The 13,306-nt window shown below is 68.2% G+C and carries 11 protein-coding genes; 9 read left to right on the forward strand and 2 right to left on the reverse strand.

What is annotated here, in order from left to right:
• Positions 1 to 2: 2 nt before the first annotated feature.
• Complete coding sequence (gene rnpA, locus ACIQ6S_RS05725) at positions 3 to 500, reverse strand: ribonuclease P protein component (protein WP_397607518.1); 498 nt, start codon at positions 498 to 500, stop codon at positions 3 to 5.
• Between the two features lie 32 nt (positions 501 to 532).
• Positions 533 to 673, reverse strand: coding sequence for a 50S ribosomal protein L34 (rpmH, locus tag ACIQ6S_RS05730; protein ID WP_297865578.1), 141 nt, complete (start codon positions 671 to 673; stop codon positions 533 to 535).
• A 178-nt stretch (positions 674 to 851) separates the two neighbouring features.
• Between rpmH and dnaA the strand changes: the two genes are divergently transcribed.
• The 9 genes from dnaA (at position 852) to ACIQ6S_RS05775 (ending at position 13,155) form a co-directional block, all read left to right on the forward strand.
• Positions 852 to 2,198, forward strand: a complete 1,347-nt coding sequence (gene dnaA, locus ACIQ6S_RS05735; RefSeq protein WP_397572238.1) for a chromosomal replication initiator protein DnaA — start codon at positions 852 to 854, stop codon at positions 2,196 to 2,198.
• A gap of 234 nt (positions 2,199 to 2,432) precedes the next feature.
• Positions 2,433 to 3,533 (forward strand): DNA polymerase III subunit beta, encoded by a 1,101-nt coding sequence (gene dnaN, locus ACIQ6S_RS05740; protein WP_397572239.1) that lies wholly within the window; start codon positions 2,433 to 2,435, stop codon positions 3,531 to 3,533.
• A 123-nt stretch (positions 3,534 to 3,656) separates the two neighbouring features.
• A complete protein-coding gene (recF, locus tag ACIQ6S_RS05745) occupies positions 3,657 to 4,751 on the forward strand; it encodes a DNA replication/repair protein RecF (protein WP_397607519.1) in 1,095 nt (364 codons plus the stop codon).
• A 256-nt stretch (positions 4,752 to 5,007) separates the two neighbouring features.
• Entirely contained in the window at positions 5,008 to 7,473 is a 2,466-nt protein-coding gene (gyrB, locus tag ACIQ6S_RS05750) for a DNA topoisomerase (ATP-hydrolyzing) subunit B (RefSeq protein ID WP_397572241.1), read from the forward strand.
• Positions 7,473 to 8,267: a lysostaphin resistance A-like protein gene (locus ACIQ6S_RS05755; protein WP_397607520.1), complete on the forward strand. Its 795-nt coding sequence runs from the start codon at positions 7,473 to 7,475 to the stop codon at positions 8,265 to 8,267. The genes gyrB and ACIQ6S_RS05755 overlap by 1 nt, the downstream gene beginning before the upstream one ends.
• A gap of 85 nt (positions 8,268 to 8,352) precedes the next feature.
• Complete coding sequence (locus tag ACIQ6S_RS05760; protein WP_397607521.1) at positions 8,353 to 9,969, forward strand: UUP1 family membrane protein; 1,617 nt, start codon at positions 8,353 to 8,355, stop codon at positions 9,967 to 9,969.
• A gap of 3 nt (positions 9,970 to 9,972) precedes the next feature.
• On the forward strand, positions 9,973 to 10,944 hold the full coding sequence (locus ACIQ6S_RS05765) for an alpha-L-glutamate ligase-like protein (RefSeq protein WP_397607522.1): 972 nt from the start codon (positions 9,973 to 9,975) through the stop codon (positions 10,942 to 10,944).
• A 160-nt stretch (positions 10,945 to 11,104) separates the two neighbouring features.
• On the forward strand, positions 11,105 to 12,388 hold the full coding sequence (locus ACIQ6S_RS05770; protein WP_297865586.1) for a tetratricopeptide repeat protein: 1,284 nt from the start codon (positions 11,105 to 11,107) through the stop codon (positions 12,386 to 12,388).
• Positions 12,389 to 12,492: 104 nt separating this feature from the next.
• Entirely contained in the window at positions 12,493 to 13,155 is a 663-nt protein-coding gene (locus tag ACIQ6S_RS05775; protein WP_297865587.1) for an energy transducer TonB, read from the forward strand.
• The last annotated feature ends 151 nt before the right edge of the window (positions 13,156 to 13,306 follow it).

The following is a 13,306-nucleotide window of genomic DNA, read 5'->3' on the forward strand; positions in this document are numbered from 1 at the left end:
GTTCACTCGCCCGGCGACGCCGTGGGGCGCGGGGCAGGGGCGCCCTCGGGGGCGGATAAGGAAGGAGTATCGGAAGGGGAGGTGGGTGCGGGCGTCGCGGAAGCAAGCCCGGCGGCCGCGTCACGGCGAGGGATTGTGCCGGTGGGCGATGACGGCGGCAACGCGATCAGTCGGTCCCAGAGGAGGGCCAGGTCCTTGCGGAGCGCGGCTTTGTCCAACGCCCCGGCGCCCGACCGCGCGACCAAGATGCAATCGCCGGCCGGGAACTCGCGGTAGCGGAGGCGGAAGCTCTCGCGGACCTGGCGCTTGATGCGGTTGCGGACCACCGCATCCGGGCTGACCTTGCGGCTGACCGCCATCCCCAAACGACAAAAGCCCCCATCGCGCAGGCGCAGATGGAGGCTGAAGTGGCGCGTGCTCACGCGCCGGCTGTCGGCGAAGGCGTCGCGGTAGTCACGCCCGGTGCGGACGCGAACCTCGACCGGAAAGCGGGCGCTCACGCCGCGCGCGCCGGTCGATGACGCCGGATCGCTTAGGCGCAGAGGCGCTTGCGGCCCTTCGCGCGGCGGCGCGAGAGGATCTTGCGGCCGTCGACGGTCGCCATGCGGGCACGGAAACCGTGGTCGCGGGCGCGCTTGAGGTTGCTGGGCTGGTAGGTGCGCTTGGTGGCCATGGGTCACCTCGGTAGGTGGAAGAAAAGAGGCGGGAGATTACGCGCCGGACCCGCCTCCGTCAAGCGACGCCGCGCTTGGCGGGCCGGGGCGGCGACGCTATGCTGCCGACCCATCCCACTTATCCACAGCCGCGTCCCCACGGAGGCGGGGGTGGGCTATACGCCACTGAAACTGTCCATGGAATCCGCCTGGCCCCGCTGTCTCGAGCGTCTTGAAGCCGAATTTCCGGCCGAAGACGTCCAGACCTGGCTCAAACCGCTGCATGCCGACGTCCGCGCCGACGGCCTCACGCTCTATGCGCCGAATGCCTTCGTGGTCGACACGGTGCACGAGCGCTACCTGGGGCGCATCCGCGAGCTGCTGGCCCATTACGCCGGCGAACCCCTGAGCGTGCAGGTGACGGTCGGCAGCGCCCCGCGTCCCGCGGCGGCCGGCCGCGAGCCGGGCACCGCCCCGCCGGCGCCAACGGCGGCCGCGGCCCTGCGTGCCGCCCTTCCCGAGCTCCCGAGCAACGTCGACCCGGCGTACACCTTCGAGAACTTCGTCGAGGGCCGCAGCAACCAGCTCGGCAAGTCGGCGGCCCTCCAGGTGGCCCAGAACCCGGGCCGCGCCTACAACCCGCTTCTGCTGTACGGCGGCACCGGCCTCGGCAAGACGCACCTGATGCACGCCGCCGGCAACCTGATGCGCCAGCTCAACCCGGGCATGCGCGTGCTGTACCTGCGCTCCGAGCAGTTCTTCTCCGCGATGATGAAGGCGCTGCAGGAGAAGTCGATGGACCAGTTCAAGCGCCAGTTCCACACGGTGGACGCGCTGCTGATCGACGACATCCAGTTCTTCGCCGGCAAGAACACCACGCAGGAGGAGTTCTTCCACACCTTCAATGCGCTGTTCGACGGCAAGCAGCAGATCATCCTCACCTGCGACCGCTACCCGCGCGAAGTCGAGAACCTCGAGCCGCGGCTGAAGTCGCGCCTTGGCTGGGGCCTGTCGGTGGCGATCGAGCCGCCGGACTTCGAGACCCGTGCCGCCATCCTCGGGGCCAAGGCCCAGGCGCGCGGCGTGGCGCTGCCTGACGAGGTCGCGCTGGTGATCGCCAAGCGCATGCGTTCCAACGTCCGCGACCTCGAAGGCGCGCTCAATACGCTGGCGGCCCGGGCCAACTTCCTCGGCAAGCCCATCACGGTGGATTTCGCGCAGGAAACGCTGCGCGACCTGCTGCGCGCGCAGCAGCAGGCGATCTCCATCCCGAACATCCAGAAGGCCGTGGCAGACTACTACCAGCTGCGCGTGGCGGACCTCCTGTCCAAGCGCCGGACCCGCTCGCTGGCGCGCCCGCGCCAGGTGGCGATGGCCTTGGCCAAGGAGCTCACCGAGCACAGCTTGCCGGAGATCGGCGATGGCTTCGGTGGCCGCGACCACACGACGGTGCTGCATGGCTGCCGGGTGATCCGCGACCTGATGCAGACCGACGGCAAGCTGCGCGAGGACTGGGACAAGCTGGTGCGAAAGCTGACGGAGTGAGGGAGCGGGAAACGCCGTCGACAGGCCGTGCACAGCCTGTGGACAACGTGGGACAACTTGAAGGCCGTCTGCGTTGCCCACCGTTATCCACACGGTTGTTCTTCCGGTTCCCCACAGCGTTTCCTCGATAAAGTTGAACAGAATCAAGGCTTTGGAAAGTTCTTCAGCGTTTTCCCCGGCCTCTACCACCACCATTGATAGATTTATCCAACGACGGAAATAGGCCCCGACCGCATGCGCTTCTCCCTGTCACGCGAAGCCCTTCTGAAGCCCCTCCAGCAAGTGGTTGGCGTGGTGGAGCGCCGCCAGACCCTCCCCGTCCTGTCGAACCTGTTGGTTGAAGTGCGCGGCGTCGAGCTGTCGCTCACCGGCACCGATCTGGAAGTCGAGATGGTGGCGCGGGCCGTGGTGGAGGACGCCGAGGACGGCGAGACCACCATCCCGGCGCGCAAGCTGTTCGAGATCGTCCGTGCCCTGCCGGACGGTTGCCGCGTGACCGTGGTCGTCAGCGGCGACAAGGCCACTGTGTCGGCCGGTCGCAGCCGCTTCACCCTGGCGACCTTGGCGGCGAATGACTTCCCGTCCGTCGATGCCCTCGAAGGCGTCGAGCGCGTGTCGCTCTCCGAAGCCCTGCTGAAGGACCTGATCGAACGCAGCGCCTTTGCCATGGCGCAGCAGGACGTCCGCTACTACCTCAATGGTCTGCTGTTCGACCTGCGCGGGGATTCGCTGCGCTGTGTGGCCACCGACGGCCATCGCTTGGCGCTTTGCGAAGCCGCCCTGCCCGGTGGCACCGGCACCAAGCGCCAGATCATCGTGCCGCGCAAGGGCGTTCTGGAGCTCCAGCGTCTGCTCGAAGGCGGCGACCGCCTCGTGGAGCTCGAGCTGGCGCGCAACCACCTGCGCCTGCGCCGGGAGGACGTGAGCTTCACCACCAAGCTGATCGACGGCCGTTTCCCGGATTACGAAGCGGTGATCCCGATCGGCGCCGACAAGACCGTCGAGCTGGACCGCGAAGTGCTGCGCTCGGCCTTGCAGCGCGCGGCCATCCTTTCGAACGAGAAGTTCCGTGGCGTGAAGCTCGAGGCGTCACCGGGCCTGCTGCGCATCGTCGCGCACAACCCGGAGCAGGAAGAGGCCCACGAAGAGCTCGAGGTCGACACCCGTATCGACGGTCTGGCTATTGGCTTCAACGTCACCTACCTGCTGGATGCGCTTGCTGCATTGAAGGGCGAGTCGGTCGTCCTGAACCTCCGTGACGCCAATTCCTCGGTGCTGGTGCGTGAGAAGGACAGCGATCGCAGCCGCCACGTGGTGATGCCGCTGCGCCTGTGACCGGCCGCCTTGCCGCCGCGGAGAACGCCCCGACGCCCGGTTCTTCCGGGCGTCGTGCTGTGGGGCGTCGTTCGTTGCGTCCGCGGGCCATCGGCCAGACCTTCAGTCGGCTGAGGGCGGATCGTGCGCGTTGATTCGGTCGAGATCCGCGGCCTCCGCTGCCTGCGCTCGGTCTCGTTGGCGTTGCCCAGCGCTGGTGCGTGGCTGGTGGGGCCGAATGGCGCCGGAAAGACCAGCGTGCTCGAGGCCCTCTGCTTGTTGGGGTTCGGGCGCAGCTTCCGGGGTCGTGTGGCCGATGGGCTGGTGCAGCAGGGTGAGGCGGCGCTGGAGGTGGTGGCGCGCTGGACCGACGATGCGGGCCGGAGTCGGGTGTCCGGGCTCCGCCACGCGGGAGACCGCTGGGAGGCGCGGCTGGATGGCGCTTCGGTGGCTAGCCTGAGCGAGCTGGCCGCCCCGTTTCCTGTTCTTTGTTTCCATCCCGAGTCCTCGCAAGTGGTGACCGGGCCGGCCGAAGAGCGGCGCCGGGCTCTGGATTGGCTGGCGTTCCACGTGGAACCACGCTTTGCGGAGCTGGCCCGGCGCTACGGGCGAGCCCTGAAGCAGCGGAATACCCTGCTTCGTTCCGGAGCCCCGGATGCGGAGTTCGACCCCTGGGAACGCGAGATGGGCTTGATGGCGGAAGGCCTGGCCGCCCAGCGGGCGACGGCCTTGGGACTGTGGCAACCCGGGCTCGATCGCGTCTGGCCCACCCTGGCCCTGGGACTACAACCGCCGGAGCTGCAGCTGCGACCGGGTTGGCGGCAGTCGGAGGCGATGCTGACGGACTTGCTCCTCCTCAACCGGTCTCGCGATCGGGAGTTGGGCTATACGACCATCGGTCCGCAGCGCGCCGACGTCGACCTCGGGCAGCCCTGCGGCGTGGATCCCGGCCAGTTGTCGCGGGGTCAGTCCAAGTTGGTGGCCTTGGCGCTGGTGCTTTCCCAAGCCGAGGCCCTTCGCGGTTGGTCGGGCGAGCGGAGCCTACTGCTCCTCGATGATCTTCAGGCGGAGCTGGACCCAGGTCGGCAGGCCGCGGTGCTGGAGTGGGTGGGTGTCACCGGGTGCCAGACCTTGGTGAGCGGTACCCGATGGGACCCAGATTTGGCCGAACGAACGCCGGACTGGGGTTTGTTCCACGTGGAACACGGCGGGCAGATCGAGACCGATATCGGCTCCTGAGGGGTGCCTTGGGTGCCCCGCGGTACGGCGAGCGGACACCCCGGAGGATCACGGGTTCCACGTGGAACACCAGCCGCCTTCACCCCCCGGGAACGCCTATAATCGAGCGGTTCCAGCCCGGCCCTGCGCCGGCCGTCCCGGGTCCACGCCCGCGCCGCTGCCGACGCCCTGCCCTGCTCCATGGGCACCCGGCTGGCCTCTTCTCGGCGTCCGTTGGCTACACCGCCATCGGCCGCCCGCAACGCAGCCGCAGAGCATGACGGAACAGACCCCCAGCACCCCGGCCACCCCGACCTACGACGCCAACAGCATTACCGCCCTGGAAGGCCTGGAGGCCGTCCGCAAGCGTCCGGGCATGTACATCGGCAACGTCAACGACGGGTCCGGCCTGCACCACATGGTGTTCGAGGTCGTCGACAACTCGGTCGACGAGGCCTTGGCCGGCCACGCGAACATGGTGCTGGTCACGATCCACGAGGACGGCTCGGTGTCGGTGTCCGACAACGGCCGCGGCATCCCCGTCGGCCGCCACGCCAAGGAAAGCGAGAAGCAGGGGCGCGACATCTCCGCCGCCGAGGTGGTGATGACCGTCCTGCACGCCGGCGGCAAGTTCGACGACAACAGCTACAAGGTCTCGGGCGGCCTGCACGGCGTCGGCGTGTCCGTCGTCAATGCGCTGTCCGAGAAGCTGCTGCTCGACATCTGGCGCGAAGGCCACCACTACCAGCAGGAGTACCGTCACGGCGAGCCCGTGTACCCGCTGAAGCAGCTGGAGCCCTCGGAGAAGCGCGGCACCGAGGTCCGCTTCTGGCCGTCGGTCACGGCGTTCAACCAGAACACCGAGTTCCACTACGACATCCTCGCGCGCCGTCTGCGCGAGCTGTCCTTCCTGAACTCCGGGGTCCGGATCGAGCTCGTCGACGAGCGTCCCGAGGGCAAGCGCGACCTGTTCGAGTACGAAGGCGGCATCCGCAGCTTCGTCGAGCATCTCGCCCAGCTGAAGACCCCGCTGCACCCCAGCGTCATTTCGATCAGCGGCGAGCAGGACGGCATCGTGGTCGACTGCGCCGTGCAGTGGAGCGACGCGTACCACGAGACGATCTACTGCTTCACCAACAACATCCCGCAGAAGGACGGCGGCACGCACCTGACGGGCTTCCGCTCGGCCCTGACCCGCACCCTCACCCGCTACATCGAGAAGAGCGGCATCGCCAAGCAGGCCAAGATCGCGATGTCGGGCGACGACATGCGCGAGGGCATGATCGCCGTGCTCTCGGTGAAGGTGCCGGACCCGGGCTTCTCGTCGCAGACCAAGGAAAAGCTGGTCACCGAGGCCGTGCGCCCGGTCGTCGATGCCATTTTCGCCGCGAAGCTCGACGAGTTCCTGCAGGAAAACCCCCACGAAGCGCGCGCCATCACCGGCAAGATCGTCGATGCCGCGCGCGCGCGCGAAGCGGCGCGCAAGGCCCGCGACCTGACGCGTCGCAAGGGCGCGCTCGACATCGCCGGCCTGCCGGGCAAGCTGGCCGACTGCCAGGAAAAGGACCCGGCGCTGTCCGAACTCTTCATCGTCGAGGGTGACTCGGCGGGTGGCTCGGCGAAGCAGGGCCGCAACCGCAAGACCCAGGCGATCCTCCCGCTGAAGGGCAAGATCCTCAACGTCGAGCGCGCGCGCTTCGACCGCATGCTGGGCTCGGCGGAAGTCGGCACGCTGATCACGGCGCTCGGCACCGGCATCGGCAAGGACGAGTACAACCCGGACAAGCTGCGCTACCACCGCATCATCCTGATGACCGACGCCGACGTGGACGGTTCGCACATCCGGACGCTGCTGCTGACCTTCTTCTACCGGCAGATGCCGGAGCTCATCGAGCGCGGCCACATCTACATCGGGCTGCCGCCGCTCTACAAGATCAAGCAGGGCAAGACCGAGCTCTACATCAAGGACGATCACGCCCTCAGCGCGTACCTGATCTCCAATGCCATCGAGAACGCCGAGCTGGTTCCGGCGGCCGGCGCACCGCCGGTGCGCGACACCGCGCTCGAGGCGCTGATGCAGGCCGTGGCCGCCGCGCAGGAGACCGTGGAACGCCACCGCCATCGCGTCGACGGCGCGGTGCTCGAGACCATCTACCAGGCCGAGCCGCTGACGGCCGAGACCTTCGCCGATGCCGCGAAGCTGGCCGCATGGTGCGATGCACAAAACGCGAAGCTGAAAGCGTCCGGCCTCGGCAAGCCGCGCTACGTGCTGAGCGCGCAGGCCGAGGCGGGTGACACGCCCGGCGCCATCCATGTCGACAAGCAGCACCACGGCCTGTCGAGCCGCCAGACCATCGCCGCCGCGCAGCTGCTGCACGGCGAGTTGAAGGCCCTCACCGACACCGCGGCCAAGCTCGCCGAACTCGCCCTGGGTGACGGTGCAACCGTCAGCCGTGGTGGCAAGTCGCTGCCGCTGCGCGATTTCGCCGCAGCGCAGCATTGGCTGCTCGAGGAAGCCAAGAAGGGCCGCACCATCCAGCGCTTCAAGGGCCTCGGTGAAATGAACCCCGAGCAGCTCTGGGACACCACGGTGAACCCGGAAACGCGCCGCCTGCTGCAGGTGCGCATCGAAGACGCGATCGCCGCTGACACCATCTTCTCGACCCTGATGGGCGACGTGGTGGAACCGCGCCGCGCCTTCATCGAGGACAACGCGCTGAAAGTCGGCAACCTCGACGTCTGATGGCTGCCGCGCCCGATCACGCAGGCCAGCCGTCGGCGCCGTTGGACGAGCCCCGCCCGACGTCCGCCTCGCTCTGGCGCCTATCCGGCGCGACGCTTCTCGACGCCGTCATCGCTGTCACCGTGGTGTTTGCCGGCAGCCTGATCATCGGCTTGATGCTGGGTGGCTTGCGCACCGCCGGCGTCGACGTGGGCCCCCCGGGGCCCGGTATTGCTGGTATGCCGGCGATCCTCATCCCGCTTGCGCTGCTTGCCACCCTGGGCGCGGGCGTGACGCTGTGGCTTCTGCACCGTCGTCGCCTTCCTTCCGCACCGCGCCCGTGGACGGGAGGCTTGTTCGCCACGATCGTGCTCGCGGCGGTCGCCATCCAAGCGCTTGCTTTCGGCTACTACCACCTCGTGGGCCTTTTCGGCCTGCAGGTCATGGGCACGAACATCGATCCCGTTCTCAGCGCGTACAACGCCAGCCCTTTGCTCACGGCACTGATGGTGGTGATCGCCGCACCGGTTGGCGAGGAGCTCCTGTTCCGCCGCGTCTGCCTTCATCGCTTCGCCCAAGCCGGCCGGCCCCTGCTCGGCCTGGTGCTGAGCAGCACGCTGTTCGCGCTGCTCCACCAGCCCCTGCCCGGAGAACGCGACCTGCTGGTGTGGCTGCTGATGCTTGTGCCCTATGCCGCGATCGGCGGCGTCCTCGGGCAGCTCTACCTGCGAACCGGGCGCATCGAGGCCCCGATCCTCGGCCACGCGATCATCAACGCCCTCGGCATCGCGACGCTGGCGATCGGCAGCCGCTGACACCGTCGGCGGCCTTCGGGCACTCGGTTACACTGCCGCTCTGCCGCGCCCTCCGGTGGTGCGGACCTTTGCCTCGGAACGCCGAATGAGCAAGCGCCACCTCTACCTTCTCGCCTTCGCCATCATCGCCCTGGCCACTTCGGCCATCGTCTACAAATGGCAGGTGCTGAAGTTCCCGCTGCAGCCGGACGAGTCGGTGCAGGTGTGGTCGGTGCAGGCCCATGTCGAATACCAGCCGCAGCGACGTGCCAACGCGCTCACCCTGCAGCTGCCCTTCCTCACGCCGGGTTGGATCGTCCTCGACGAGCGCTTCGTCGCCCGTGGCTACTCCAAGATCCCCGAGCGCGAGCCGCAGGGCCGCGAAGTGCAGTGGGCCACGCGCAACGCCGTCGGCGAGCAGGACCTCTACTACCGCGCCACCGTCGTCCGCTCGCAGCTGAAAGACGAGACCCTGCTTCCCGACCTTCAGCCCGAGCTGCTCACGCCGCCCGAGCTCGAGGAGCCCTATGCCGCCGCGGCCCAGGAGCTGCTGGACGAGGTCCGCGAGCGCTCTGCGGACGTCACCACGTTCTCGCGCGAACTGATCCGTCGCCTCAACGAATCCCCGGACGAGGGCGCGCAGCTGCTGCTCGACCGCTACGCCCGCGCCGATGCCGGTGCCGGCATCGACGAGGAACTGCGCACCCGCTTCCTCGTCGACCTGCTCGCCATCCGCACCATCCCGGCGCGCCTCGTGCACGCGCTGCGCTTGCCGGAAGGCGGCGTCGAGGGCACGGCGCGCATCGAGACCTGGCTGCTGGTCCACACCGGTACCGAGTGGCGCCTGCTCGACCCGCGCACTGCCGCGGAAGGCCTGCCGAAGGACCTGCTGCTCTGGAACGTCTCGCCTGAGCCGCTGCTGGCGATGGACAGCGACGCCACGCCCTCGCTGATGTACACCGTCAGCTACAACCTCGCCGACGCGATGGCGATGGCGCAGCGCCGCCTCGAGGTTCAGGACGCCAACTACATCCGCTGGTCCCTGCTCTCCCTGCCGCTGCAGGCGCAGGAGGTCTACAAGGTCCTGCTGCTCGTGCCGATCGGCGCCTTCATGATGCTGATCCTGCGCAACATCATCGGCATCAAGACCTACGGCACCTTCATGCCGGTGCTGGTGGCCCTCGCCTTCCGCGAGACGGCCCTGGTCGCGGGCATCACCCTGTTCGTCCTCGTGGTCGGCGCCGGCCTGCTGGTGCGCTTCTACCTGGAGCGATTGCGCCTGCTGCTGGTGCCGCGCCTCACCGCCATCCTGATCCTCGTCGTGCTGCTGATGGCGCTGATCTCGGTCATCGCCAACCGCCTCGACCTCGAGGTCGGCCTCTCCGTCGCCCTGTTCCCGATGGTCATCATGGCCATGACCATTGAGCGCATGTCGGTGGCCTGGGACGAGCGCGGCGCCGGCACCGCCATCAAGGAAGGCGTGGGTACGATCATCGTCGCCGCGCTGGCCTACCTGGTGATGAGTTGGGACCGCCTCGAACACCTGATCTACGTGTACCCGGAGTTCCTGCTGTACCTGTTCGCCGCCGCGCTGCTGCTCGGCCGCTACTCCGGCTACCGCTTGATGGAGCTGTTCCGCTTCCGCGCCCTGGCTCGCGAGGCCGATCCCATCGCGCCGACGCCTGCTCCGGCCCCGGCCGGCGGCGACGCCCCGAAGGCCTGAGCCATGGCGCTCTGGAACCCCATCGAGATCGCGCGCCGCCTGCGCAAGATCGGGCTGATCGGCATCGGCCAACGCAACGCCCACTACGTGCTGATGCACAACCCACGCAAGTTCTACCCGCGGGTCGACGACAAGCTGATCACCAAGAAGCTGGCCATCGATGCCGGGCTCCCGGTGCCCGAGCTTTACGCCGTGGTTCGGGAAGAGCACGAAATCGCCGAACTGCACGAGAAGATCAAGAACCGCGAGAGCTTCGTCGTGAAGCCGGCGCATGGCTCCGGCGGCGACGGCATCCTCGTCATCCACGGCCGCCGCGGCGACAAGTACCGTCGGGCCAACGGTTCGCTGATGAATCGCGAGGAGTTCGAGCACCACCTCTCGAACGGACTGTCCGGCCTCTTCTCACTCGGCGGCCAGCCCGACCACCTGCTGGTCGAGTACTGCGTGCAGTTCGACCCGATCTTTGAGCGCGTCAGCTTCAAGGGCGTGCCGGACGTCCGCATCATCGTCTTCCTCGGCTACCCGGTGATGGCGATGATCCGCCTGCCCACGCGCCTTTCGGACGGCAAGGCTAACCTGCACCAGGGCGCCATCGGCGTCGGCATCGACCTGCCGACCGGCGTCACCAAGCGCGGCGTCTGGGGCTCCGAGATCATCCGCGACCATCCCGACACCGAGCACAGCATCGTCGGCCTGAAGATCCCGCGCTGGGACGACCTGCTGCACATGGCGGCACGCTGCTACGAGCTCTCCGGCCTCGGCTACATCGGTGTCGATTTCGTGCTCGACAAGGACCACGGACCGATGATCCTCGAGTTGAACGCGCGCCCCGGCCTCGCCATCCAGATGGCGAACGCCAACGGCCTGCAGCCGCGCCTCGAGAAAATCGAAGCCCTGCAGGCGGCCGGGACGCTGTCGAAGGACCCGGCCGAGCGCGTGGCCTTCGCCGTGGCGAACTTCCCGACCACGGGCTGAGGCCGATACGCCACCGTGCGGTGGCGCCGATTCGTTAACGTCGTGTTTGTTCGCGGTGACAGCGCGGCGACGCACGCCACGATTCACGCCGGGTTCCCTTGAGCCTGCGGCACCCTAGGCATTACCCTCGCCAGCCTTGCTTCCGCGCCCGGAGTTTTCAATGGCCGCCACCCGTACCGTCCTGCTTGGCATCGCCGTCCTCACCGCTGCGTTCGCGGCGATGCCGGTGGATGCGCAGATGCCGCGCGACGCGCGCGACCGCGACCGTGGCGCCGAAGAGGCCCCGGCCAAGTTCTTCCCGGATGCCACCCGCGTCGTCGAGGAAGGCAAGGTCTCGCGCGGCCTGCAGCGCCAGCTCAACGACATGATCGCGGCGCTGAACGAGAAGGGCGATCCGGCCAAGGCGCGTGAACTGGCCGAGGCGGTGCTGGCCAACGAACGCGCCAACGCCTACGAGAAGTCGGTGGCCGCCCAGGTGGCGGGCAGCGCCGCCGGCGAGCTCGACGACATCCCCGCGAGCATCGCCTACATGGAGCGCGCGATCGCCGAGAACGGGCTCGACAACGAGCAGCACTACGGCACGATGCAGAACCTCGCGATCACCTACCTGTCGAACGAGCAGTCCGACAAGGCCATCCCGCTCTTCGCGCGGCTGATCGAGGAAACCAAGACCACCAACCCGGACTTCCACTTCGCGCTTGCCGGCGCCTACTACGAGTCCGAGCAGTACCCGCAGGCCATCGAGGCGCTGAAGCGCACCATCGCCCTGACGCCGACGCCCAAGCCGGAGTGGCTGCGCCTGCTCGCTTCGGCGCACACCGAATCCGAGCAGCCGGCGGAAGCGGCCCAGGCCCTTGAGCGCCTCGTCGCCCTGCAGCCGGACGACAAGCGCCTGATCCTGGCCCTCGCCTCCTCATACATCGACCTCGAGCAGGCGGACAAGGCCATCGCCACCATCGAAGGCGCGCGCAGCCGCGGCCTGCTGACGGAAGCGCGCGACTACCAGAACCTCTACGCGCTGTACTTCAATATCGACGGCAAGGAGAAGGAAGTCATCGCCGTCATCAACGAGGGCCTGTCGAAGGGCATCCTCAGCCGTGACCTGCCGACGCTGAACGCGCTGGCCCAGGCGGCGTACTTCGCCGAGGACATGGAACTCGCCATCAACACCTACAAGGAAGGCGCGGCACTCGACCCGAAGGGCGAGACGGCCCTGAACTACGCCAAGGTGCTTTCCAGTGAAGCACGTGACGCGGAAGCCCGCGACGCCGCCAAGGCCGCCCTTGCCAAGGGCGTGGCCAAGCCCGGCGAGGCATGGATGGTGATCGCGCGCTCGGAGAATGAGCTCGACAACCGCCCGGCCGTCCGTGCTGCGCTGCAGGAAGCCGCGAAGTACCCCGAGACGCGCGAGCAGGCCAATCGCATGCTTTCGCAGCTCCGCTGAGCCCTTCACGTTTTGCCCGCCTTCAGGCGGTATCCAGCGTCGCTTCGATCCCTTACTATTATTGACCCGCCCAGCGCGGGGTCCCATCCAAGCCGGTCCAACGCATGACGGACAATCGAATCTACGGCACCAAAGTCCCCGCGCCGTTCAGCTGGCCGCGGACGATCGGTATCGCCTTCGCCATCGCCCTGCACGCCGCGGGTGGTCTGGCGCTGCTCGTGCCGATCAACAATGCTGCGGCCGAGGAAGAAGAAGAACGCGTGGTCAACGTGAACTTCATCGAACCGCCGCCCCCGCCCCCGCCGCCGCCGCCGCCGCCGCCGGAACCGCCGAAGGTCGTACAGAAGATCGTGCAGACCCCGGTCACCCCGACGCCGGTCCCGCCGCCGCCGGAAGAACCGCCGGTCGTGTTCGACGACGCCAATGCGCTGGACGTCGAGGCCCCGCCGCCGTCGCCGCCCGCGCCGCCCGCGCCGCCCGCGGATTTCGCGCCGTCCGAGGACATCTCGGGCCGTCGCCTGAACCCGCCGCGCTACCCGCCGCAGGAGGCCCGCCGCTGTATCGGTGGCGAGGTCATGCTGCGCGTCATCATCGACGCGGCCGGTGCCGTCCAGGACGTGGCCGTCGAGAAGTCCAGCCGTAGCCGCAACCTCGATCGCTCCGCGGTCGAAGCCGCACGCCGCTGGCGCTTCAACGCCGGCCTGCGCAATGGCCAGGCGGTCGGTGGCGCCGTCCTGGTGCCAGTCAATTTCACTCCTCCCTGCTAATCCAACCGAAGGTATCCACTCATGCTGCAGGACAACACCAACACCGCGCCGGCGACGGACGCTGCTGCTGCTCCGGCGGCGGCCCCGGTCGCGACCAACGTGGCGCTGACCGCGCCCGCCGCAGGCACCGCCCAGACGGTGCAGCAGGACG

Source organism: Silanimonas sp. (assembly GCF_044377035.1).
Lineage (GTDB): Bacteria > Pseudomonadota > Gammaproteobacteria > Xanthomonadales > Xanthomonadaceae > Silanimonas.